Below are 24,666 nucleotides of genomic sequence, written 5' to 3' on the forward strand. Positions count from 1 at the left end.
CCAGCCCGATCGGCAGGCGGGCAAAAACGTCAGTGGGCCCCGACCGTCGGACCTTCCGCCATCGAGAGGCCAAACCTTCCGGTCTGGCGACACGCGGCAGTTGCTGGATAGTCCGGCAATCAGCCCCGACCGCAAGACACGGACCGGCGGCTTTGCCCTATCTCAGCCCCCCGTATCGCGGCAAGGTCTTTCTCACCGCGACATCGGGTCCTTCCTACGTTATCCGGCGAGATGCGTCACCCAGTGAACGAAGCCCAATTGATTGACGTCGTTCCAGGTCGCGAAGACGAAAAGGCACAGCAACAGGGCGAATCCAGCCCGGAAGCCATATTCCTGAGCCTTGACCGGAAGCGGCCGGCCACGGATCGCCTCTGCGATATAAAAAAGAAGATGACCGCCATCGAGAACGGGGATCGGAAAGAGGTTGATTAGGCCGAGATTGACCGACAGCACGGCGATGAAGGAGATCAGGCTGGCCACGCCCATGGCGGCGACCTGACCGGACAGCGAGGCGATGCGCAGCGGCCCGCCGAGCTGATTGAGCCCGGTGCGATGGCTTACAATTTGCCACAATCCGGCCAGCGTTTCCTTTCCGACCGTCCAGGTCTGGTTGAGCCCCTCAACCACGGCCTGGCCCGGCCCCAGACGCTGAAAGCTGGGCGGCCCTTCGATGATGCCGAGAACGCCCTTCTGCCCACCATGACCGTCCGACACCGCGCCGGCCGTCACACGGAACATGATGGAGGCGTCACCCCGCTTCACGATCAGCCCCATGTCCTTGCCCGGATTGGGTGCCACCTGCTGCTGGATGTCCGTAAAGCTTTTGACCGCGACGCCATTGACGCTCTGGATCAGATCGCCGGTCTTCAGCTTGGCGTGGGAGGCGGCGGATTCCGGCATGATCTGGCCGATGACCGGCGCGTCGATCGGCTTGCCGACGGCCATGAAGAGACCGATGAACAGCACGGCGGCCAGAATGAAATTTGCGATCGGGCCGGCCGCAATGACAATCATGCGCGACCAGACGGATTTTTCGTGGAAGGTGCGGCCTTGCTGCCAGGCGGCGCGGTCTTCGTCGGACACATCCTCCGGACGCTCCTGCCCGTGCAGCTTCACATAGCCGCCAAGGGGGATCCAGGCCAGTTTCCACACCGTGCCGCGCTTGTCAGTCCAGCGCGCCACCGACTGGCCGAAGCCGATCGAGAAGGTTTCCACATGCACGCCGCGCCAGCGCGCGGCGAGGTAGTGGCCCATCTCATGGACGAAGACGAGCACGCCCAGAACGATGGCGAAGGAGACGACGGTACGAAGCAGGCTGATGAGATCGTGCATAATGGTCCGTCTTTAGCGGATTGGCCGGGGTGCCGTCACGCGGCACGCGACAGGATAAGGGCGTCGGCCGCATGCCGCGCCGCCGCGTCGAGCGCGATGATCGCGTCCAGATCCGGCGCCGGCGGCACGCCCAGCCGGTCCAGCACGGCTTCGACTGTGCCAACGATATCCAGAAAACCGATGCGCCGCGCCAGAAAGGCGGCCACAGCCACCTCGTTAGCGGCATTCATGATGGCCGGCGCGCCACCGCCGGCGACCAGAACCTCCCGCGCCACGCGCAGCGCCGGGAAGCGGTCCGTGTCAGGCGCCATGAATTCAAGCTGTGACAGCGTGGTGAGATCCAGCCGCTTGGCATTGGTCACCAGACGGTCCGGCCATCCCAGGGCATGAGCGATGGGGATATGCATGTCCGGCGCGCCAAGCTGGGCCAGCATGCTGCCATCGGCATAGCAGACAATGCCGTGCACGACCGATTGCGGATGGACCAGAACCTCGACCGCCGCACTCGGCAGCCGGAACAGGCGGGCCGCCTCGATGACTTCCAGCCCCTTATTCATCATGGTGGCCGAGTCGATGGTGATCTTGGCGCCCATCGACCAGACGGGATGCTTCAGCGCGGCCTCGGGCGTGATGGCGGCCATGGCTGCCCGCTCGGTCTGGCGGAAAGGCCCGCCGGAGGCGGTCAGCACGATGCGTTCGATGGCCGTCGCGTTCTGCGGCTCCCAGCACTGGAAGACGGCATTGTGCTCGGAATCGACCGGGAGCAGACGGGCGCCTGCCGCCGTCACCGCGTCCATCATGATGTCGCCGGCCGAAACCAGCACTTCCTTATTGGCGAAGGCGATGGCGCCGCCACGGCGGATGGCCGTCAGCGTCGGGTGAAGCCCGGCCATGCCGATGATCGCGGCCATGGTCCAGTCGGCCGGCAAAGCTGCCGCCGCGTTCACGGCATCCGGCCCGGCGGCGACGGCAATGCCGGTCCCGGCCAAGGCCTCGGTCAGCGTATCGAGCCCGGCCTCGTCATGGATGACGGCGATTTCCGGCCGGCAGAGTTTTGCCTGTTCCGCCAGCAGTTGGGCATTGCGGCCAGCCACCAGCGCGCGGACGCGGTAGCGGTCGGGCTCGGCCAGGATCAGGTCCAGGGTTTGCGTGCCGACGCTGCCCGTGCTGCCCAGGATGCTGATTGTCTTCACTGCCACAGCCACACTCCTTCCCCGATCAATAGCGCTATCACGAGGGCGGTGGGGGCCGCCGTCAGCATACCGTCGAGCCGGTCCAGCAAGCCGCCATGTCCGGGGATCGAGCGCCCGGAATCTTTTACGCCAAAATACCGCTTGAAACCGCTTTCCAGCAGATCGCCTATCATCGAGGCAATGCCGATGATGATGGAGATCACGACGCAATGGACGAGCGGAATGCGGTGGCTGACCAGCCCCGCGACGCCCAGGCCCACCAGGGCCGCCGCGAGCGTTCCGCCCACGGCGCCGGACCAGGTTTTGCCCGGCGAGATCGCCGGCGCCAGTTTCGGGCCGCCGACCAGCCGCCCGACCAGATAGGCGCCGATGTCGCTCGCCCAGATGATCAGCACCAGATAGACCATGTCCCAGCGCCCGACGCTGGGCAGATGCCGCAGCCGCACCAGGGCGATGACCGCGGGGGCGAGATAGACGAAGCCACCGGCCAGCCACAGCGCACGGGTATCGCGGCCGAAGACCAGCCAGCCGATCACCGCGAAAACGGCGGCAGTACCAAGCGCCGTGAGGCCGCCGAAATTATGATCGATCAGCGGAATCGCGGCCATGCCCAGCGGGAGCAGCACGGTTGGCCAGGCCCAGGGCTTGGCCTTGTTCATGCCCACCCATTCGGCGGCGCAGCCCAAAGCACAGGCGGCGATGAGAATGGCCCAGGCGCCCTTGCCAAACCACAGACAGGTCAGCGCCAGCGGCGCCAGGACAATGGCGGACCCGACCCGCTTGCCCAGATCGCCCCATCGTCCCTTCCTGGCCGGCGGCGGAGACGGCGGCAAGGCGCCGGTCTCCGGCATCAGACTGGATGGTTCAGCCGACACTGGCGCCGTAGCGCCGGTCACGCCGGGCGAAATCGGCCAGGGCAGCGGCCAGATGCGTGGCATCGAAATCCGGCCAGAGCACATCCATGAAGATAAGCTCGGCATAAGCGCATTGCCACAGCAGGAAATTCGACAGACGCCGCTCGCCACTGGTGCGGATAAGAAGATCCGGGTCCGGCATGGCGGCCGTCCACAGGAATTTGCCGAAAGCCTGCTCGTCCACCGCTTCGGCATCGAGCGTCCCCGCCTGCACGGCATGGGCCATGGCGCGGGCGGCTTTCACAATCTCATCCCGCCCGCCATAGGACAGCGCGACGGTGAGGTTAAGGCGACGATTGCCGGCCGTTTCCCGCTCGGCACGGTCGAATTCCGCGCGCAATTCGGGAGAGAAGCGAGCGCGGTCGCCGATGACCCGGAAACAGACTCCCTGCTTGGCAAGCTCAGCCACTTCGCTGCGCAGGTACTGCTTCAGCAGGCTGGTCAGTTCCATGACCTCGCCTTCCGGCCGGCGCCAGTTCTCGCTGCTGAAGGCGAACAGCGTCAGCCACTCGACACCCTGGTCGATGGCGGCCTCAACACAGCGGCGCACGGCCTTGGCGCCGCTATGATGGCCGGCCACGCGCGGCATACCGCGCGACTTGGCCCAGCGGCCATTGCCATCCATGATAATTGCGACGTGGCAAGGGGTCACGCTGCCACTGGTTTTCGAACGCTTGCCGCCAGCGTCACTGGTAACGGCGGCCCTCTCAGAGGGCACGGCGCGGTTCATCGATCGACTGTCTCACACCTGGCGGATTTCGCGGTCTTTATCGGCCGCCATCTCGTCGAGCTTCTTGACGTAGCTGTCGGTCAGCTTCTGCACGATACCAGACCAATCCTCGGCCTCGTCCTTGCCGATTTCGCTCTTCTTCTCGAAGGCCTTGATCTGCTCCATGCCGTCGCGGCGCACGGCGCGCACGGCGATACGGGCGCTTTCCGCATATTTATTCGCGGCCTTGGCAAGCTCGACGCGGCGTTCTGCGGTCAGCTGAGGAATCGGCACGCGTACGGTCTGGCCGTCGGCACCCGGGTTGAGGCCAAGCCCGGAATCGCGGATCGCGGCGACAACGGCATTGACCATGCTGCGGTCCCAAACCTGGACCGTGATCATGCGCGCTTCCGGCACGGCAATGGTGCCGACCTGCGGCAGCGGCATCATCGCGCCGTAGGATTCAACGCGGATCGGCTCCAGCAAAGCCGGGCTCGCACGACCGGTGCGCAGGCCGCTCTGGTCCTTGCGCAGGGTCTCGACTGCGCCGTCCATGCGGCGGGTCAGGTCTTGCTTCAGAGCATTCAGGTCAGCGGGCACATGCCCCTCCTTCGTCAAACGTCGCGGATGATCGTATAGGGGCCTTCACCGCGCATGGCAGACGCAAATGCGCCTTGACGGTGGAGGTTGAACACCACGATCGGCAGCTTGCTCTCCCGCGCCAGGCTGATCGCCGCCGCGTCCATCACGGCCAGATCCTGAGAGAGCACTTCCAGATAGGTCAGCGTGTCAAACCGTTTGGCATCGGCAATTTTCTTAGGATCAGCCGAATAGACGCCGTCGACTTGCGTGCCTTTTAGGATGGCGTCGCAGCTCATCTCGGCCGCGCGCAAGGCGGCGGCGGTGTCGGTCGTGAAAAACGGGTTGCCGGTGCCGGCCGCAAAAATAACGATGCGGCCCTTCTCCATATGCCGCTGAGCGCGCCGACGGATATAGGGTTCGCAGAGGCTGGCCATGGGGATCGCGGATTGCACGCGGGTCGGCAGGCCGGCGATTTCCAGCGCGCTCTGCATGGCCAGCGCGTTCATCACGGTCGCCAGCATGCCCATATAGTCGGCCTGGGCGCGGTCCATGCCGGCAGCCGCACCTTTCATGCCACGGAAAATATTGCCGCCGCCGATAACGACGCAGACTTCGACACCCATGGCGACGACGGAGCCGATATCGGCCGCGATCTGCTTCACGGTGTTAGAGTCGAGCCCGTATTCGCCGGGCCCCATCAGCGCCTCACCCGACAGCTTAAGGAGCACGCGCTTGTAAAGGGGCTGACCGTCCATGTTGTCCTTGAATTCCTGTAGCGACACGTCACTGGCCGATGCGGCCCAGAGGGCCTGGGCGGCCGCACCCTAGAGATAGGGTGATAGCGCCACAAGTGTCAGAGTCTCAATCCCGGCGCAAACGCGCAGAGCAGGTCCGCGACCACGAAAATGTGTGTGCGGAGGCGCGCGGGGGCGGCGTGCAACACGCCACCCCCGACGGTTAGCCTTAGACGCTGGCGGGAGCGATGCCGGCGGTTGCTGCAACTTCAGCAGCAAAATCAGATACTTGCTTCTCGATGCCTTCACCGAGCTGGAAGCGGTCGAAACCGATCAGCTTGGCGCCGGCCTTCTGGACCACGGCGCGGACGCGGCTTTCGCCGTCATGCACCCAGACCTGCTCCAGCAGAACCACTTCCTCGTAATACTTACGGATGCGACCTTCGACCATTTTCTCGATGATCGCTTCCGGCTTGCCGGAGGCCCGCGCCTGCTCGCTGAGCACTTCACGCTCGCGCACCAGGGCAGCAGGGTCGACCGAATCGACGTCGAGCGCGTCCGGGCGGGTGGCCGCGACATGCATGCCGACCTGACGGCCCAGGATTTCGAGACCGTCCAGCTCGCTCGGCGCTTCCAGAGCCACCAGCACGCCGATCTTGCCGAGACCCGGCTTCAGCGCGCTGTGAACATAGGTCGCGACGACGCCGCTCGATACGCGCAGAACGCGGGCGCGACGGATCGTCATATTCTCGCCAATCGTCGCGACCAGCTTGGTCAGCTCATCGCCGACCGTGTGGCTGGTGCCCGGGAAAGCGGCAGCCTTGATGGCCTCGACGTCTTCACCGACTTCAAGCGCGATCTTCGCGACCGTCTCGACAAAATCCTGGAAGGTTTCGTTGCGGGCAACGAAGTCGGTCTCGGCATTGACCTCGACCATGGAGGCGACATTGACGCTGCTCGCAACGCCGATCAGGCCCTCGGCCGCGACGCGACCGGACTTCTTGGCGGCGGCGGACAGGCCCTTCTTGCGCAGCCAGTCGATGGCGGCATCGAGGTCGCCACCATTCTCGGACAGCGCCTTCTTGCAATCCATCATGCCGGCGCCGCTCTTCTCGCGCAGGTCCTTGACCAGCGCGGCTGTGATCTCGGCCATTTCGATCTCCGTGTGGTTAAGCGGCGCCCCAGATCGGCAGTTCCGCCATCGGTTCCTCTAGGCGAGCCTTTATATCGGCCCCGAACATCCAGAGAAGGCCCCCAAAGCGAGACGATTTCAGGTCATGCGACCTGAAATCGGAATCTCGCCCTCAATCATGGACTGGGAGCCCTACGTCATCAGACCGGCCTGTCGGGCCGCAAAGCCACCCGACAGGCTGGAAAGGTCTCAGGCTTCGACGGGAGCTTCCGCAGCCACGACCGGAGCCTCGTCTTCGCTTTCGTCGTCCGGCAGAACGCCAGCCGGCAGTTCTTCGGCCGCGCCGATGTCACGGCCCGAAGCGGCCATCTCAGCGCTGATGCCGTCGAGAACGGCGTTCGACACCAGATCGCAATACATCATGATGGCGCGGATGGCGTCGTCATTGCCCGGGATCGGGTAGGTCACGCCGGCCGGGTCCGAATTGCTGTCAAGGACGGCAACGACCGGGATGCCAAGCTTGTTGGCTTCCTGAACGGCAAGCTTTTCCTTGTTGGTGTCGATGATGAACAGGATATCGGGCAGGCCGCCCATTTCCTTGATGCCACCGAGCGCGCGTTCCAGCTTCTCCTGGTCGCGCGTGATCTCGAGAACTTCCTTCTTGGTCAGACCCTGGGTGTCGCCGCCGACCAGCTCTTCGATCTGGCGCAGGCGCTTGATGCTGGCCGTGATCGTCTTCCAGTTGGTCAGCATGCCGCCGAGCCAGCGATGGTTGACGTAATACTGGCCGCAACGGCGAGCGGCGTCGGCGACGGGCTCAGCCGCGGCGCGCTTGGTGCCGACGAACAGAACGCGGCCGCCATTGGCGGTCGTGTCGCGCAGCGCGCGCAGGGCGCGATCCAGCATCGGCACGGTCTGCTGCAGGTCGATGATATGGACCTGATTGCGGACGCCGAAGAGGTACGGCGCCATCGCGGGATTCCAGCGACGGGTGTGGTGACCAAAGTGAACGCCAGCTTCCAGCAGCTGACGCAGCGTGTATTCGGGCATCGCCATGAGCGTGCTCCTTTCCTATTCGTCCGGTTAACCCTCCGCAGGGCGTAGCTTGTAAGCACCGGACCCGGTCGTTTTCGGCCGAGAAAGGCGCCCTGCGTGCGAATTTGCTCCTGTCCCGACAATCGGAACCGAAGCGGGGCTCCTATTACGCATTGGCTCCGTCTTTGCAAGCGGAACGAGGCCTGCCGCGCTGCCGGGCAGCTATTCGCGCAGGCCCAGCTGCTTGGCCGGTGCTCAGATCATGATCGCACTGGTATCGAAACCGTTGGGCAGCACGCCGCGCGGACGGATCAGCTCGTAAGGGCCGCGCGCCAGGAACTTGGCCGAGCCCGGTTCGGCCGTCACCACGCCGTCCTGCATCACCACACGGCCGCGGGCTATCGTCATCTGCGGCCAGCCGATCACCTCCAGCCCCTCATAGGGCGTGTAATCGATGGCATGCTGCATCAGGTCATTGGTGATGGTGACGCGACGGGTCGGATCCCACAGCACGAGGTCGGCATCCGCGCCCGGCGCGATGGTGCCTTTGCGCGGATAGAGGCCGAACAGCTTGGCGGCATTGACCGAGGTCAGGCGCACGAAGGTCTGTAGGTCGATCCGGCCCTTGGACACGCCTTCGCTGAAGATGATCGGCATGCGCGCCGCCAGGCCAGGAACCCCGTTGGGGACGCGCGTGAAAGGCGCCTCGGTGCCGTTTTTCTGTTTGCCGATGCCCTCCTTATAGAAGCTATGGCCGCTATGGTCGGAGGAAATGATGTCGATGGTCCCGGCGCGAATCGCCTGCCACAGCCCCTCGCTCTCCGCCTGGCCGCGCGGCGCCGGGCTGCAGACGAATTTGGCGCCCTCGAACCCCGGACGGTCCATATCGGCCGCATCCAGCACCAGATATTGCGGGCAGGTCTCTCCCCAGACTTTCAGACCGCGATCCTGTGCCGCGGCGATTTCATGCGCCGGCTCGGGACCGGAGACATGGAAGATTTGAATCGGCTGATCGATGAGTTCGGCCAGCGCGATGGCGCGGTGCGTCGCTTCACGCTCGATCACCGTCGGCCGCGCCCAGGCATGATATTTGGGCGCCGTCATGCCGGCCTTCAGCAGCGCTTCGGTCAGCCAGCCGATCGCATCGTAATTCTCTGCATGGACCGTGACGATGGCCCCCGCCCGGCGGGCAGCGGCCAGCACGCGCAGATATTGCCGGTCATCGATGCGCACATCGTCATAGGTCAGGAAGACTTTCAGGCTGCGCACGCCCGACGCGACGACTTCGGGGATGTCTTCCTGCACCACGGCGTAGAAGGGATCATTGATGATCTGGTGGAAGCTGTAGTCGACCATGCCCTGTGCCGCGCGGCGATGATATTCGGCCAGCACCGGTCCCAGCCGCTGGCCTTTGAACTGCGCCGCGAAGGTGATTACGCTGGTGGTGCCACCCGCGAAACAGGATGCCGAGGCATGGGCGAAACTATCTTCGTAGGAAGATCCGTCCGGCTCCAACTGCTCGATATGGCAATGCGGATCGACGCCACCCGGCAAGACAAGCAGACCGCCTGCGTCGATCACATCGGCGCCGTCCGTCGAGAGATCGAGGCCGATGGCCGCTATGGTTTCGCCGATGATGCCGATATCGGCGCGCACCGTGTCGCTGCCGGTCACCACAATACCGCCGCGAACGACGCGATCAAAACTGCCCACGGCTTCCCCCTGCTCTCACACGCTACAGGGGCAGTGCATAGCAGAATGACAGAAGCCGCAAGCGGCGGCGATCTAGTGGCTATACATCCGCTGGTTTGAGGGCTGCTGCGTATAGGGCTGGCCGCCACCGCCGCCGCCACCATGCCAGCCGCCTTGCGGCGGTTGACCGCCACCACCGCCGCCACCGTGCCAGCCACTCTGAGGCGGTTGACCGCCACCACCGCCATTCCAACCACCCGGCGGCGGACCGCCACCGCCACCGCCATGCCAACCACCCGGCGGCGGACCGCCACCGCCACCGCCATGCCAACCGCCAGGGGGCGGACCACCGCCCCCACCCCAGTAACCGCCGCCGCCGCCACCCCAATAGCCGCCACCAACGACAACAGGGGCCGCGACATAGCCCGGCGCATAGCCGGGCGCATAAGATGGTGCGTAGGCCGGGGCTGCATAGCCGGCCGATCCATAGCCGGGCGATCCGTAATACCCGTCCGGGTAATAACAACCGCCCAAGGCCAGCAGCGACGCGCCGGCCAAGGCTGCGCGGAACACTAACGATACTCTGCGGGCCATGATGCGGCACCCCCGGTTGAGCCCTGGGCTTCTACCCAGACATTCAGACTGGACCTCAACTTGGGCGCGGAGATGCAGGAAGCGAGGCCGAACCAAGGCATCCCTGTTCTGCCACCAGGCCAGCCGCCTTCAATTTTGAGCGACCGGCCGTACCATCGGGCGAGGATTCGAGACTCGTATATTATGCGATTGAGAATCACTTGCAGTTGATAGTGAGGCATCCTAGGGTGCGTTCGCGCCAGGATGATCACCTTTCACCCTGCTTCACCCTTCCCCGCATGCCACCGCCGGACGGCCTTGCGGACAAATTTGTTCGATCAACTACAGGAATACGATCGTGTTCATCGCCACCAACCGATTCAAAATCAACCCAGACCATCACACGGCCTTCCGCGATCGCTGGCTGGCGCGCGAGACGCATCTGGAAACCGTTCCCGGATTCGTCGCTTTCCATCTTCTGGAAGGACCGAAGAAAGACGACCATGTTCTCTTCGTGTCGCATACCATCTGGCAGGAGCGCGAAGATTTCGAAGCCTGGACGAAATCCGAGCAATTTCGTGCCGCCCATGTGCAGGCCGCGCAGGGCGTTTCCATGGCACTCGGCCGTCCGGAATTCGAAGGCTTCGCTGTGGTGCAGGAACTGGTGATGGACGGCGCACCGGGCTTCCTGACGTCGGGCGCCACGCAAGCCGCCTGATTTCCGTCGCCCGTGCCAGCCTGCCGGCCGATGCGGCGGCCGGCAGGCTGCAAACCCGGCATCCCTTTTCCTCCCTGTAAAATCGAGACAGACGTGCGCGCGCTTCCTTGGCTTCCCCCTCGCCTGCTGGCCGGTACCCTCCTGACCGCCGCGATATTTGCGGTGCCCTTCAACGCCGCTTTTGCGCAGACGCATATCGTCTCGGTCGGCGGTGCCGTCACCGAAATCGTCTACGACCTGCATCAGCAGGACAGGCTGGCGGGCGTCGACAGCACCAGCGACTATCCCGAAGGCGCCAAGACACGCCCCGATATCGGCTATATGCGGCGTCTGGCGGCCGAGCCCATTCTGGCGCTGCACCCCGATCTGCTGCTGATCGAGGCCGGATCCGGTCCGCAGGGCGTGCTGACGCAGCTACAAGGCGCGGGCGTGCCGATAATCATGATTCCTGACCAGCCCGGCCTGCCCGGCGTGCTCGATAAAATCCACACAGTCGCGGCGGCGCTCGGCCAGCAGGCAGCCGGGGATGTGCTGGCCGCGCAGGTGGAGGATAGTGGGCAAAAACTCGCCGCTCGTCTCACCCATGTGCAACGCCATCCGAAGGTTCTGGTCCTGATGTCCGGGGGCAAAGGCAATATCCTGGCAGCCGGTGACGGCACCGCAGCCCAGGCCATCATCCGCCTCGCCGGCGGACAGAACGCCGTCACCGGCTTTCCCGGCTATGCACCGCTCTCGCCGGAAATCGTCGCCGCCAGCGCACCCGATGTCATCTTGATTCCCGATTTCGCTTTGCCCGGGCTTGGCGGCGAAGAAGCCGTGCTGACCTTGCCCGATCTGGCCGGCAGCCCGGCCGCGCGCAACAAACGCATCGTGGTGATGGACGGCATGCTGCTGCTGGGCTTTGGCCCGCGCACGCCGCAGGCCGCCGCGCAATTGGCCGCCGTCCTGCACCCTGACCTGCCATCGGCCCAGTAGTCGAAAGATGAGCCGTGCAGTGCTGTCCGGCCGAGCGGTCTTGCGCACGCACTTGACCCGGCCGCGCATCGTTATGCTCATGCTGGGGCTTTTGCTTATTGTCAGCGTCTTGCTGTCGGCCGGGATAGGCGCCGTTCCCATTCCCCCGCGCGCCATCCTGTTGGTTTTAGGTCGAGCGCTTGGTCTGCCGGCTTTGGGCGATCACACGCCGCTTCAGGCAACCGTGCTGATATCCATTCGCCTGCCGCGCGTCCTGCTGGGGCTGATGGTCGGCGCCAGTCTGTCTGCCGCCGGCGCCGCGACCCAGGGCCTATTCCGCAACCCCCTCGCCGATCCCGGCCTGATCGGCATATCCAGCGGCGCCGCACTGGCGGCTGGTTTGCTCATCGTGCTCGGCGACCGGCTGCTGACCCATATGCCGCTGGAATATCGCGCGGCGATGCTGCCCTTTGCCGCCTTCCTCGGCGGCCTTGTCACCACCGGCATCGTCTATCATCTGGCAAGCCGCCAGGGGCGCACGCATGTTACGACCATGCTGCTGGCCGGAGTGGCACTGAATGCCGGCATCGGCGCCACCCTGGGCCTGCTGATTTTCCTGAGCAATGACCAAAGCCTGCGCGATCTCAACTTCTGGCTCCTTGGCAGTCTCAGCGGCGTCACCTGGCCCAATCTCATCGTCGCGGCACCTTTGCTGACCATCCCCGCGTTGCTTCTGCTGAAACTGGCAAGTCCGTTGAATGGATTGCTGCTCGGTGAAACCGAAGCCTTTCATCTCGGCTTTGCGGTCGAGCGCACGAAACGCACCGTCACCGTGCTGACCGCGCTGACCGTCGGTGCGGCTGTCGCCCTGACAGGGATCATCGGCTTCGTCAGCCTTGTCGTGCCGCATATCGCACGGCAATTGGTGGGGCCCGATCATCGCGTGATGATGCCGGCGGCCCTGCTGTTGGGCGCCAGCCTACTGACCCTGGCCGACCTTCTGGCGCGCACTTTGGCGCTGCCGCAGGAAATCCCGATCGGTATCCTTACCAGCGCGGTCGGAGCCCCCTTCTTTCTCGTCCAATTGCTCCGCCATCGCGCAGCGGCGGAAGGCTGACTGTTGTGCTGGCGGCTCAGGCTATCCATTTCGCGCGGCGCGGAACGCCGATTCTGAGCGATGTCACCGTGACGGTAACGCCCGGAAAGGTCACCGCGCTGATCGGCCCCAATGGCGCCGGCAAATCAACCTTGCTGCATATTCTGTCCGGCGCATTGCCCCCCGATCGGGGCAGCGTGCATCTGCATGGCTCGCAACTGGCCGACCTGCCGCGTATGGCCTTGGCACGGCTTCGTGCCGTGCTGCCACAGACGACGAGCGTCAGTTTTCCCTTTACCGTGCTTCAGGTGGTGCTGATGGGCCGCAGCGCCCATGCCGGTCTCACCACGCGCACGGAGGATCGCGCCATCGCGCAGGACGCGATGCGGATGACCGGCGCGGAAGCGCTGGCGGATCGCGCCTTCACCAGCCTTTCGGGCGGCGAGCAACAGCGCGTGCAACTGGCGCGTGTCATCGCGCAGATTTCCGGCGCGCCGAGTTCTGGCGCCCGCTTCTTGCTGCTGGACGAGCCCACCAACCATCTGGATCTGTCGCATCAGCTTAAAATTCTGGGTGTCGCGCGATCGCTGGCACGCGGCGGCGCGGGCGTCTTCGCGGTTCTGCATGACCCCAATCTGGCTGCCATGTTCGCTGATCAGGTCATCATCCTGAGCAAAGGGCGCATTGTGGCGCAAGGGCGGACCGATGACGTTCTGCGGGCGGATATCATCGAGGCCGCGCTCGGCGTGCGCGTCATCGTGCAGCGCCATCCCGCTTTCGATGTGCCGCATATCGTGCCGGTGGCATAAGCCAAGGCCCGTCGTTCAATTGCGAATTATTCGCATTGCAATTGACTCTTAATTGCATTAACTCTTCGTGAGCTTGGCGACAGGCATTCCTCTCTCCTCCCGCGCGATCATCCGCCGACGGCAGAAACTGCGAATGCGCTGGCGCCACATGATTGCGCTATCAAGTATCGTGGAGATTCCCTGTTATGACGTCGCGTTCGCGCTGGTTACTGGCAAGTTCCGCTCTCGGCACGGCCTTCCTTCTGATTCCGGCCCTCGCCTCCGCCCAGAGCGACACGGATCAGACCCAAAGCCTGAAACCCTTGGTCGTCAGGGCGACACAGGCGCAGCCGGGCGATAATTCAACTTCTATCAGTCATAAAACCGTGCAGGAACACGGCTCCCGCAAGCTGGACGATGTTCTGCGCTCCACCGCCGGCGTCTATACGCGGCAAAGTTCGCAGCAGGCCGGCGTGGCTGTGAATATTCGCGGTTTCGAAGGCAGCGGCCGCGTCAATATGTCGATCGACGGCGTGCGGCAAAGCTTCGGCTTTACCGATCATGAAGCCGCAGGCTTCACCTATGTCGATCCCAATCTACTGTCCGGCATCGACATCAGCCGTGGCCAGGTCACCGGCCTTGGCGGCGGCGCGCTGGCCGGCACGGTCAATTTTCATACGCTCGGCGTCGATGACATCGTGAAGGACGGCCAGACCTTCGGTGCGCTGTCCCGCGTATCGCTCGGCAGCAATTCGGCCGGCCTGCAATCCATGATCGGCGTCGGCGCCCAGAAGGATGGCGTCGGTGTTGTCGCGGCGATCGATCGAAATGTCTCCGGCGATTACAAGGACGGCGACTACAACTCCGTCGCCCATAGCGGCCAGAACCTGACCTCTGGCCTCGCCAAAACCGAAGTGCATATCGGCACCGACCAGACCTTCGGTTTCGGCGCCGTCATCTACAACAACAATTTCTATGCCGACAGCTATTACCAGACGATCCACAACAATACGATGAGCGCCAATTACGCCTATACGCCGGGCGGCGACCTCGTCGATTTCGTGTCGCACGTTTACTATAACGAGTTGAACATGAAATACACGGGCGGCACCGGCTCCTATGTCGGCCGCAAAATCTATGACCAGGGCATCGGCGGCGACGCGCAGAACACATCCCATTTCAATGTCCATGGCGTTCAAATCACCAGCGCCAACGGCTTCGAGATCTTCCATGACAATGCCGGTTCGCGTAACGGCGGCGTCAATCCGGGTACCGGCCAGCAGGCCCAGGTCGGCGTCTTTACCAATAATACCTTAAACTACGGCATCTTCAGCGTCTCGCCGAGCCTGCGCTATCAGTATTTCTCGGAAAACGGCAATGGCTATCTGTCGACCGGCTATGGCAATTACGTGATCAACCAGTCGCATGGAAAAGTCGAACCCAAGCTGACACTCGCGGTTCAAGCGACACCCTGGCTGCAACCCTATGTCACCTGGTCTGAGTCCATGCGCGCGCCGACGGTGCAGGAAACCATGCTGGGCGGCGAACACCCTGGCACCGTCTCGGCCAGCTTCATTCCCAACCCCTATCTGAAGCCTGAGACCGATACCGGCTGGGAATTCGGCACCAATAGCAGCGCCCATGGCATCTTTACGGCGGATGATGCCTTCACCGCGCGTGGCGATTTCTACCTGATGAATGTCAGCAATTACATCACCGGCGCCTATGTCGCGAGCCAGAAAGCCTATCAGTTCCAGAACATCGCCGGCACCAGCAAGGTCGATGGCGTGGAACTGTCGGCGAAATACGATGCCGGTTTCGCCTTCGCGACCTTCGACTATACGCATTCCCATTCGGATCTGCCGGCGACCTTCAGCGGCCTCGGCGCATCGCAATACCTGCCCGATAATGTCGTGGCCACAACCGTCGCCGGACGGTTGCTACAGCGCAAGCTGACCGTCGGCGCTAATTACCAGTTCACCTCGGGCGGCTGGACGACCGGCTATAATTCCACCCTGACCGCCGCGACGACCGTTCCCAATAGCGGCGACCCTTACAATATCGTCGGCCTCTTCGCGAGCTACCAGGTGACGGACAATATCAATGTCCATGGCGAGGTCGCGAACCTGCTCAACGCCGACTACACACCCTTCCTCAGCACCACCGGCAATGGCCCCGGCCGCACCTTCTATGTCGGCACCGAGGTTCGTTTCTAAGCCACGCGCGTTGTCCCGGTTGCGGCCGATCGCCGCCGGGACAGTCCCGCCTCCGTAATCACATTCCGGAGAGCCTTATCTCTGCCACAGGCGAAACACCGTTTCGGCCTCATGTGAGTTCCAACTACGGCTCACAGAAGCGTCCACAGCCTGAGGCAGCCTGCCATGTCCTATCGCGTCCGATGGTCGCTTGTGCCGACCGTCATTGCCAGTATCGGCCTGGTCAGCGCCAATCTGGCGGCGAGCGCGCCCGCTTTCGCCCAAGCCGCGCCGCCACCGGCGCCGCCCGGCGCCACCGCGAATACAGCCGCTGATGCGGGTGACCCGCCTGCCCGCGTCGGCTGGCTGTCCAACCTCTCGGGCGCCGTCTCCTTCCACAGTGCCAGCCAGAATGCCTGGGCGACGGCGACGCAGAACTATCCGGTCGCGACCGGCGACGCGGTCTGGACCCAGCCCCAGGCCCAGGCTTCGGTGATGATCGATTCCAGCCGCATCGCGCTGGCCGGCGGCACCGAACTGACGGCCCAGGAAATTGACCAGTCGACCATCACCGCCGCTCTGTCGCAGGGAGAGATCTTCCTCAATATCGTCGCCCTCGAAAACGGACAGAGCGTGGTGATCCAGACACCGCGCGGCACCGCGCAGATTACCGGCGCCGGCCAATATGAAATTTTTGCCGGCGACAGCAATACGCCGACCTATGTGACGGCGGTGACCGGCGCGATCCAGTTCACCGGCCTCGGCGCCAGCGGCCCGCAGGCCATCGCGGCACAACAAACCCTGGTCGTCTCCGGCACCAATCCGGTGCAGGCCCAATTGGGCGGCATGCAGCAGGACCAGTTCCTGACCAGCATGCTGCAGCAGGCGGCCCCACCCCCGCCGCCGACCGCGACCGCCGCCCCGCCCGTGACAGCGCAGATGACCGGCGCCAGCGTGCTGACCCAATACGGCAGTTGGTCGCAGCAGGCCGGTGTCGGCGCAGTCTGGTTTCCGCAGGTCGCGTCGTCCTGGGTACCCTATCGCGACGGGCATTGGGCCTATGTCCAGCCCTGGGGCTGGACCTGGGTGGATAACGCGCCCTGGGGTTTCGCGCCCTTCCATTACGGCCGCTGGGCGCAATACGGCGACCGCTGGGGCTGGGTGCCGGAGCCCGCCGGCGACCCCGGCTATAATGAGGCCAGCTATCAGCCGGTCTACGCCCCGGCGCTCGTCACCTTCATCGGCGCGGCGGCCGGCGTGCTGACGGCGGCGGCCTTCGCTTCCGGCGCCATCGGCTGGGCGCCACTCGGGCCGCGCGAAGCCTATTACCCGCCCTATCCGGTCTCGCCGCGCTATTTCGGCGCCTATAACCGCCCTTATGTGCAGAACTACAACCAGTTCTATCAGCGCAACGTGACGGTCGTGAACAACCGCATCAGCTACCGCGATGTCGGCAACGAGAATAACGGGCCGGGCGCAGGTGGCGGCTTCTACAATCGCCAGGGTGCCACTTTCGCGCCGCGCGACGCCATGGTCGGCGGACGCCCCATCGCGACCGTGGCCCACGGCCTGCCGCAGGGCGCGCAGGTCCAGGCCTTCCGCCCCGGCGCCGGTGGCGGCGGACAGCATGGCCTGCCGCCCGCACCGCAGGCCGGCCAGCAGCCCCATGGCGCGGCGGCACCTGGCCCGGCTTTCCGCCCGATACAGGCAGGCGAGGCCGGCGGCCGACGCGCAGCACCGCCGATGCTCGTTGCCCATGGCGCGGTCGCGCCCAGCTTCCATGGCGGCGGCCAGCTTACAGGCGGCCAGCCCGTGCCCGGCGCTAGGCCGGCAGCGATGCCGCAACCACATGCGCCTCAAGCCGGCCCGCCCGGCATCGCGGCCCATAATCTGCCGGCTCTGGCTCCGGCGGCCGGTCATGCGGCGGCCGCCCATCCGCAGGCGATGCCCATGCAGGCGCCAATGCAGGCGCATGCCGCCCCTGGCCAACCGCAAGCGCCGCGTCCGGCGGCGATCCAGCCCGGCCAACCGCCCCGCACCGAGGCTGCTCGGCCTACCACGCCGCCAATCCAGGCACCCCGGACAGCCGCACCCCGCCCTGCGCCGCAGGCGCCCCGCGCTGTGGCACCTCGCATGGAAGCGCCTCGGGCCGAAGCGCCTCGGGCGGAGGCGCCTCGGGTCCAGGCGCCTCGCCCGGCACCGGCGCCACGGGTGGAAGCGCCGCGACCTGCCGCTCCTCGGGTCGAAATGCCGCGACCGGCGCCCGCGCCGCGCATGGAAGCCCCGCGACCGGCGCCGCACGCCGAAGCCCCCCGTCCCGCCCCGCATGGAAATCCACCAAGGCCTCCTCAGCACTAAAGCCAAGCGACAGGGCAAAGGTGACGACGAAAATCCGCGACTTTGGACCGGATGAGAACCGGAAACACGAAACTGTAGGAATCCGGCCGCTAGTCTCTGGGCGATCATCACGATATCGTCCCGCCGGACAATCTCATAAGGAGGCTCGCATGCAGCTCGGTATGATCGGCTTGGGACGGATGGGCGGCAATATTGCCCGCCGACTTATGCAGCACGGCCATGAGGTCTCGGTTTTCGACGTGAACCCCGCAAGCGTCGACACGCTGGCAAAGGAAAACGCGACCCCGACCCATTCGCTCGAGGAACTCGTGAAGTCCCTCGCGAAGCCCCGCGCTGTCTGGGTCATGCTGCCGGCCGGTGAAATCACCGAGAAGGCCATCGAGACTCTGACCGGCATTCTGGAGCCGGGCGACATCATCATCGACGGCGGCAATACCTTCTACAAGGAAGACATCCGCCGCGCCAAAGCGCTGGAGCCGAAGGGCCTGCACTATGTCGATGTCGGCACCTCGGGCGGCGTCTGGGGCGTCGAGCGCGGCTATTGCATGATGATCGGCGGCGAGAAGGCGATTGTTGATCACCTCGACCCGATCTTCAAAACCCTCGCCCCCGGCCTCGGCGAAATCGAGCGCACGCCGAACTTCAGCGGCGATGCCCGCGCCGAGCAGGGCTACATTCATGCCGGCCCCGCCGGTTCCGGCCATTTCGTGAAGATGGTCCATAACGGCATCGAATACGGCCTGATGCAGGCCTATGCCGAAGGCTTCGACATCATGCGCGGCAAAAGCTCGGACAAGCTGCCGGAAGACGAGCGTTACACCCTCAACCTCACCGACATTTCCGAAGTCTGGCGCCGTGGCAGCGTCGTTTCCTCCTGGCTGCTCGACCTCACCGCCATGTCGCTGAACGAGAGCCCGGACCTCGAAGAATTCACCGGCAAGGTCGATGACAGTGGCGAAGGCCGCTGGACCATCAATGCCGCGATCGAGGAAGCGGTTTCCGCCGAAGTCCTCACCGCTGCTCTCTTCGCCCGCTTCCGCAGCCGCATCGACAACAGCTTTGGCGAGAAGCTGCTCTCGGCGATGCGCAACAAGTTCGGCGGCCACGTCGAAGGCAAGAGCCACGCGCCGAGCATCCAGGGATGAGCGGCGACAGCGCAACCCACCGCGCCCCTCCGGTCGCCCCGCCATGCGCGATGGTGATTTTCGGCGCGGCGGGCGATCTGACGAAACGCCTCGTCATGCCTGCGCTGTACAATCTCTGCTGCTCCGGTCTGCTGCCTGAGAACTTCGCCCTCGTCGGCGTCGATCTCGTGCAGCAGGACAAGGACGCCTGGGCGCAGAACCTGCATGACTTCCTGGTCTCCACCCGCAAGAAGGGTGGAGAAGGGGCCGATCAGGATCACGCCGTGGACGAAACGGCATGGGGGCGGCTTGCCGCCACCATGTCCTACCTTTCCGGTGATTTCTCGAGCGAAGACACGTTCGAGCGATTGAGCGACCATCTGGAAAAGCTCGATCACGAAAAAGGTCTCGGCAAGAACGTCCTGTTCTATCTGGCCGTCGCCGAGCGCTTCTTCGGCTCAACCGTGGAAGGCCTCGGCCGTGCCGGCCTGACCGTCCAGGAAGGCGAAAGCTGGCGGCGCGTCGTGATCGAAAAGCCCTTCGGTCATGATCTTGCCTCGGCCATCGCGCTCGACAAGCAGGTGCTGTCGGTCCTGTCGGAAGATCAGGTCTATCGTATCGACCACTTTCTGGGCAAAGAGACCGTCCAGAACATCATGGCGCTGCGCTTTGCCAATGGCCTGTTCGAGCCGGTCTGGAATCGCGACCGCATCGACCATGTGCAGATCACCGTCGCTGAGACGGTGGGCGTGGAACAGCGCGGCTCCTTCTACGAACATACCGGCGCGCTGCGCGACATGGTCCCCAACCACGTCTTTCAGCTCCTGGCGATGACGGCGATGGAACCGCCCTCGGCTTTCGACGCGGAAGCGATCCGCGCAAAAAAGGCGGAGGTCTTCACCTCCATGCATGCGCTCGCGCCCGATAATGCCGTGCGCGGACAATATGCGGCCGGCGAGCTTGGCGGCGATCCGGTTCCCGCCTATCGGGACGAGGCGCATGTCTCCCCCACCAGCGTCACTGAAACCTTCGTCGCCATGAAGGTGATGATCGACAACTGGCGCTGGGCCGGCGTGCCTTTCTATCTGCGCACCGGCAAGCGCATGTCCAAGCGCAAGACGGAAATCGCGATCCGCTTCAAGCAAGCGCCCTTCGCGATGTTCCGCAATACGCGCGTCGATGTGCTGGGCGACAACTGGCTGATCATCTCGATCCAGCCGGAAGAAGGCATCAGGCTTCAGTTCAATGCCAAGAAGCCCGGTCCGATGCTGACCTTCGAGCGGGTCTCGATGAACTTCAACTACGATGACTGGTTCAAGCAGGCGCCCTCGACCGGTTACGAAACGCTGATCTTCGACTGCTTCATCGGTGACGCCACGCTGTTCCAGCGTGCTGATCAGTTGGAAGCGGCCTGGCGTGTCGTGCAACCTGTTGTGGACAACTGGGCTCTCCACGACGCATCCTTTCCGAATTACGCAGCGGGCTCAGCAGGGCCCGAAGAAGCGAATCATCTTCTGGAAAGGGAGGGGAGATTTTGGCTGCCGATCTGACGCCAAACGAAACCGGACAAAATACCGGATCAGCGTCCCAGCCGGAAACGGCGCAGGCACTGAATATCCTCGCGATCGATATCGGCGGAACCGGGCTCAAGGCCTCCGTCATCGATCACACCGGGGCCATGATCGCGGACAAGGTGCGGGTGGCGACCCCGCATCCCTGCCCGCCCGGCGTATTGGTGGAAGCGATTGCCAATCTGGTGAAGCCGCTGCCGCATTTTGACCGCATCGCCATCGGGTTTCCCGGTGCGGTGCGGGCCAATGTCATCCTCACCGCGCCGCATCTGGGCGAGGATGTCTGGCACGGCGTCAACCTGGCGGCCCTCGTCTCCCATCGCTTCGAGGGCATTCCGACCAAAATCGTGAACGATGCCGAAATGCAGGGTCTGGCGGTGATCAAGGGCGAAGGCCTGGAAGTCATCCTCACGCTCGGCACCGGCTGCGGCACCGGCATCTTCTACAACGGCGAGCTGGCGCCGCATCTTGAGCTGTCCACGCATCCGATCCACAAGAAATACACGTACGATCTCTATGTGGGTAACGCGGCTTTAGAGAAGATCGGCAAGAAGCGCTGGAACAAGCGTGTGGAACGGGTGATCGCGACCATCCGCGCGCTCACGCATTTCGACCGTCTTTATATCGGCGGCGGCAATTCCAAACATGTGACGCTGAGCCTGTCGACCTCCGTCCGGCTGGTCTCGAACGAGGCCGGCATCGACGGCGGCGCGCGCCTTTGGTCGGACGCCAAGGGCCGCCATCCGGAATACGATATCCAGGCTTAGATCGTTTCAGGCTTTCACTGAACCATCGTCATTCCCGCGTAAGCGGGAATCTTTTCCCTTTGGCACTGCGACGAAGCGTAAAAGATGCCCGCTTTCGCGGGCATGACGGTCTGAGAGGGGCGCCAGCCCAAACCTAAAACGCTCTAGAAAAGCGCGTTCACGCCCGGTCGGGCACCGCGCGGCCGATGGAGCTGTATTTGAACCCATCCGCCCGCATGGCCGTGGGATCGAAGATATTCCGCAGATCGACGATGACGCGGCCCTTCATGACCGCCTTCAGCCGCGCCGGGCTGACAGCGCGGAAAACATTCCATTCGGTCAGCACGACCAGAACATCCGCACCCGTCACCGCCGCGATGGCGTCGGTTTCATAGACCACGGCACCTGGCAGATGCGGCTTCGCGGCCTCCATCCCCTCAGGGTCGAAGGCGTGAATATCGGCCCCCTCCTCCACCAGCCGGCTGACGACGGGAATGGACGGCGCATCGCGCATGTCGTCCGTCTCGGGCTTGAAGGTCAGGCCCCAGACCGCGATCTTCTTGCCCCGCACGGACCCGCCGCAGGCCGTGGTGACGCGCTTCGCCATGGTCGATTTGCGCGCGTCATTGACCTGCACCACCGTTTCCACCAGCCGCTGCGGCGCGCCGGCGTCCTGGCCGATACGCGCCATCGCCAGCGTATCCTTGGGGAAGCAGGAGCCGCCGAAACCGGGACCGGCATGCAGAAACTTGCGGCCGATACGCCCGTCCAGCCCCATGCCGCGCGCGACGTCATGCACATCCGCGCCCACGCGCTCGCAAAGATCAGCCACTTCGTTGATAAAGGTGACCTTCATCGCGAGGAAGGAATTGGCGGCGTATTTGATCAGCTCGGCGGTCTCGATCGCGGTCACCACAATCGGCGTCTCGATCAGGAAGAGCGGCCGGTACAGCGTGCGCAGCACAGCCTCGGCGCGCTCGCTCTCGACCCCGATGACAACGCGATCCGGCCGCATGAAATCGCCGATGGCGCTGCCTTCCCGCAGGAATTCGGGGTTGGAGGCGACATCGAAATCCAGATCCGGCCGCGCCGCACGCATGATTTCGGCGACCTTACGGCCGGTCCCAACCGGCACGGTGGATTTGGTCACGATCACCGCATAGCCCGTCAGCTTGCGCGCGACCTGCTCCACCGCCTGATAGACATAGGTCAGGTCGGCATGGCCATCGCCACGACGGGTTGGCGTGCCGACGGCGATGAACACAACCTCGGCGCCGACCAGCGCTTCGTCCATATTACCCGTGAAAGACAGCCGCCCGGCGGCGACATTCTCGGCCACCAGCGTATCAAGGCCGGGCTCGAAGATCGGAATCTTTCCCTGCTGCAAGGCCGAGAGCTTGCGCTCATCGACCTCGACGACCGCGACCTCCATGCCGAACTGGGCAAAACAGGCGCCGGACACCAGCCCGACATAGCCCCCGCCGATCATCGTGACGCGCATCTCTGTTCCTTCACGCTCGGAGCAATCTCAAAAGTTCGGCGCCGCAGGCAGGAGATCATCCTGCCCGTCGGCCGCCCAATCTGTTTGATAGCGCTTTGTGACCGATCTATGGGCCGATCGTAGCGATTCCGAGACTAAGAGACGAGTCGCAAGCCGCGCCGGCGCGTCTCCGGCGTTTCCTGCGGCCATTCCAGTGGCAGGGTCGGCTCCAAATCGACGACGGAGGCCGACTGCGCCAATTCGCTTTCGTCCGGCTCGGGCAGGCTGCGGCCAAGATGGGCGGCGGCCAGATGGCGGAAGACGTAATCCAGCGTCGAGGTTGCGGCGCCAACGCTGGGATCGCCCTCGACCAGGCCGCCCGCACCGAAACGGGTGCCGACGAAGGTTTCGACGAATTGCTCCAGCGGCACGCCGTGCTGCAGGCCAAGGCTGACGGAAGCGGCGAAGGCATCCATCAACGCGCGGAAGGCCGGCGTTTCCTTTTGCAGGGAAATGCCGATCTCACCCAGCTTGCCGTCCTCGTATTCGGCCGTGCGCAGATAGACGCGATGGCCGCCGACGGCGGCTTTCTGCATCGTGCCGCTGCGGCGCATCGGCAGCTCGACCGGCTGCGCCGGATGCGGCGACAAAGGCTGACCTTGCTGCATCATGCCGCGACGGTTGCGGCGCGGCTGGACCAGCGGCAGCACAGGCATGATGGGCGCCAGAGCGGCGTGCATGGCCGCATGCGCTTCGGCGGCAGCCGCAGGCAGCGGCTGCTCGCCCTGCAGCATCGCGGCCAGAGCCTGATCGGTTGAAAGATTGCGCACGGCCAAAAACTGCCGGGCCGCGCGCGTCAGGCGGCCGTCACCCGAGACACGGGCGAAGGCAGGGGCGAGACCGGTTGTCTCGACACCCAAAATGGCTTCCGCGACATCGGCCGGCGTCTGCGCCGCAACCACTTCATGCGCGCAGCTATGCAGGGCGGCGGCGTCATGAAAGGCGCGGGCAGCGGCCTCGGCCAGACCGGGCACGGCGCAATGCAGCGGCGGTGCCGACCAGATATCCGGCAGAACCTGCAATCCGGTGAGGCCCGACAGACGGGCGGACGCCGCTTCCGCGTGGCCGCGCAAAATTGCGGCGACGCAGGCGGCAATGTCGCGGCCGGCGATGCTGTCATAATTGATGCCCAGACCGGCCAGCAGCCCGTCCAGATCGGCGAAACCCACAGCGATCCGCTTGGCGTCGGGGCGCAGCAGCGTCAGCGTGACAGTCGCGACCTCGGCCGCTTCCTGAAAGCCCGCCAGGTCGAAGCCGGTGCTGGGGTCGAGGAAGGCCGGCAGATTAAGGACAAAACGCGGTGCCGCGCCCAGGCTGGTCGCCGGGTCGGTCCACAAGCTGCCGCCGGGCGCCGCGCGCCGGCGCAGCAGAAGATCGTGCAATGTGTCGGCCAGACTGGTGGCGGCGAAAACCTCCGCCGCCTCAGCGCGGCTTGCGGCCAGCCCGATCCAGCCATCGGCCAGATCAGCCAGGCTGACGCGCCGGGCGTCCGGCAAAAGCCCGGCAAGTGCCACCGCCGCACCGTCATCCCAGGTGGTCGGCAGCAGGACCGGAATCGGGGCGGAATCGGGATCGGCCGCCGCCTCCACCCAACGCAACCGCACGCCCCGCCACGCCTTGCTTGCTTTCATGCTGACAAGTTACCTCATCGAGTCGGGAAGCGGAAGAACATGTGGGGCG

21 protein-coding genes are annotated in these 24,666 nt (G+C 64.5%); 9 read left to right on the plus strand and 12 right to left on the minus strand.

Translation table 11 applies throughout. The features are described 5' to 3' along the window. Positions 1-219 precede the first annotated feature (219 nt). From rseP to ASILVAE211_RS06590, 10 genes are all read right to left on the minus strand, one after another. The gene (gene rseP / locus ASILVAE211_RS06545; RefSeq protein ID WP_227320491.1) at positions 220-1,332 is read right to left on the minus strand and encodes an RIP metalloprotease RseP; all 1,113 of its coding nucleotides are present in this window, start codon (positions 1,330-1,332) and stop codon (positions 220-222) included. Positions 1,333-1,367: 35 nt separating this feature from the next. Further along, entirely contained in the window at positions 1,368-2,531 is a 1,164-nt protein-coding gene (locus tag ASILVAE211_RS06550) for a 1-deoxy-D-xylulose-5-phosphate reductoisomerase (protein ID WP_227320492.1), read from the minus strand. Then, entirely contained in the window at positions 2,522-3,463 is a 942-nt protein-coding gene (locus ASILVAE211_RS06555) for a phosphatidate cytidylyltransferase (protein ID WP_227320493.1), read from the minus strand. Before ASILVAE211_RS06555 ends, ASILVAE211_RS06550 begins: the two co-directional genes overlap by 10 nt. Continuing rightward, positions 3,390-4,064, minus strand: coding sequence for a polyprenyl diphosphate synthase (gene uppS, locus ASILVAE211_RS06560; protein ID WP_264478754.1), 675 nt, complete (start codon positions 4,062-4,064; stop codon positions 3,390-3,392). Before uppS ends, ASILVAE211_RS06555 begins: the two co-directional genes overlap by 74 nt. Positions 4,065-4,181: 117 nt before the next feature. Beyond that, a complete protein-coding gene (gene frr / locus ASILVAE211_RS06565; RefSeq protein ID WP_227320495.1) occupies positions 4,182-4,748 on the minus strand; it encodes a ribosome recycling factor in 567 nt (188 codons plus the stop codon). A 14-nt stretch (positions 4,749-4,762) separates the two neighbouring features. Further along, positions 4,763-5,485 carry a UMP kinase gene (pyrH, locus tag ASILVAE211_RS06570; protein WP_227320496.1) on the minus strand — a complete coding sequence of 241 codons (723 nt, stop codon included), beginning with the start codon at positions 5,483-5,485 and terminating at the stop codon, positions 4,763-4,765. A 208-nt stretch (positions 5,486-5,693) separates the two neighbouring features. Continuing rightward, positions 5,694-6,617, minus strand: coding sequence for a translation elongation factor Ts (gene tsf, locus ASILVAE211_RS06575; RefSeq protein ID WP_227320497.1), 924 nt, complete (start codon positions 6,615-6,617; stop codon positions 5,694-5,696). Between the two features lie 228 nt (positions 6,618-6,845). Continuing rightward, a complete protein-coding gene (gene rpsB / locus ASILVAE211_RS06580) occupies positions 6,846-7,652 on the minus strand; it encodes a 30S ribosomal protein S2 (protein WP_227320498.1) in 807 nt (268 codons plus the stop codon). 234 nt (positions 7,653-7,886) lie between these two features. Continuing rightward, complete coding sequence (gene hydA / locus ASILVAE211_RS06585; RefSeq protein WP_227320499.1) at positions 7,887-9,344, minus strand: dihydropyrimidinase; 1,458 nt, start codon at positions 9,342-9,344, stop codon at positions 7,887-7,889. Between the two features lie 72 nt (positions 9,345-9,416). Continuing rightward, entirely contained in the window at positions 9,417-9,917 is a 501-nt protein-coding gene (locus ASILVAE211_RS06590; protein ID WP_227320500.1) for a hypothetical protein, read from the minus strand. A gap of 337 nt (positions 9,918-10,254) precedes the next feature. Here ASILVAE211_RS06590 and ASILVAE211_RS06595 point away from each other — a divergent pair, with 337 nt between their 5' ends. The 9 genes from ASILVAE211_RS06595 (at position 10,255) to ASILVAE211_RS06635 (ending at position 21,467) form a co-directional block, all read left to right on the plus strand. Continuing rightward, complete coding sequence (locus ASILVAE211_RS06595) at positions 10,255-10,614, plus strand: antibiotic biosynthesis monooxygenase family protein (RefSeq protein WP_227320501.1); 360 nt, start codon at positions 10,255-10,257, stop codon at positions 10,612-10,614. Positions 10,615-10,707: 93 nt separating this feature from the next. Beyond that, positions 10,708-11,589, plus strand: coding sequence for a heme/hemin ABC transporter substrate-binding protein (locus ASILVAE211_RS06600; RefSeq protein WP_227320502.1), 882 nt, complete (start codon positions 10,708-10,710; stop codon positions 11,587-11,589). A gap of 7 nt (positions 11,590-11,596) precedes the next feature. Beyond that, complete coding sequence (locus ASILVAE211_RS06605; RefSeq protein ID WP_227320503.1) at positions 11,597-12,685, plus strand: FecCD family ABC transporter permease; 1,089 nt, start codon at positions 11,597-11,599, stop codon at positions 12,683-12,685. Between the two features lie 5 nt (positions 12,686-12,690). Beyond that, a complete protein-coding gene (locus tag ASILVAE211_RS06610) occupies positions 12,691-13,473 on the plus strand; it encodes a heme ABC transporter ATP-binding protein (RefSeq protein ID WP_227320504.1) in 783 nt (260 codons plus the stop codon). Between the two features lie 185 nt (positions 13,474-13,658). Continuing rightward, positions 13,659-15,668: a TonB-dependent receptor domain-containing protein gene (locus ASILVAE211_RS06615; RefSeq protein ID WP_227320505.1), complete on the plus strand. Its 2,010-nt coding sequence runs from the start codon at positions 13,659-13,661 to the stop codon at positions 15,666-15,668. Positions 15,669-15,833: 165 nt separating this feature from the next. Further along, positions 15,834-18,005 carry a DUF6600 domain-containing protein gene (locus ASILVAE211_RS06620; protein ID WP_227320506.1) on the plus strand — a complete coding sequence of 724 codons (2,172 nt, stop codon included), beginning with the start codon at positions 15,834-15,836 and terminating at the stop codon, positions 18,003-18,005. Positions 18,006-18,154: 149 nt separating this feature from the next. Further along, positions 18,155-19,150, plus strand: a complete 996-nt coding sequence (gene gnd, locus ASILVAE211_RS06625; protein ID WP_406566019.1) for a phosphogluconate dehydrogenase (NAD(+)-dependent, decarboxylating) — start codon at positions 18,155-18,157, stop codon at positions 19,148-19,150. Next, positions 19,147-20,679, plus strand: a complete 1,533-nt coding sequence (zwf, locus tag ASILVAE211_RS06630; RefSeq protein ID WP_227320507.1) for a glucose-6-phosphate dehydrogenase — start codon at positions 19,147-19,149, stop codon at positions 20,677-20,679. Before gnd ends, zwf begins: the two co-directional genes overlap by 4 nt. Beyond that, positions 20,664-21,467 (plus strand): ROK family protein, encoded by an 804-nt coding sequence (locus tag ASILVAE211_RS06635; protein ID WP_227320508.1) that lies wholly within the window; start codon positions 20,664-20,666, stop codon positions 21,465-21,467. The genes zwf and ASILVAE211_RS06635 overlap by 16 nt, the downstream gene beginning before the upstream one ends. A 157-nt stretch (positions 21,468-21,624) precedes the next feature. Here ASILVAE211_RS06635 and ASILVAE211_RS06640 read toward each other — a convergent pair whose 3' ends face one another. Continuing rightward, on the minus strand, positions 21,625-22,947 hold the full coding sequence (locus ASILVAE211_RS06640) for a UDP-glucose dehydrogenase family protein (RefSeq protein WP_227320509.1): 1,323 nt from the start codon (positions 22,945-22,947) through the stop codon (positions 21,625-21,627). A gap of 134 nt (positions 22,948-23,081) precedes the next feature. Then, on the minus strand, positions 23,082-24,590 hold the full coding sequence (locus tag ASILVAE211_RS06645; protein ID WP_227320510.1) for a TSCPD domain-containing protein: 1,509 nt from the start codon (positions 24,588-24,590) through the stop codon (positions 23,082-23,084). Between the last annotated feature and the right edge of the window lie 76 nt (positions 24,591-24,666).

This window comes from Acidisoma silvae, assembly GCF_020618775.1.
GTDB classification, from domain to species: domain Bacteria; phylum Pseudomonadota; class Alphaproteobacteria; order Acetobacterales; family Acetobacteraceae; genus Acidisoma; species Acidisoma silvae.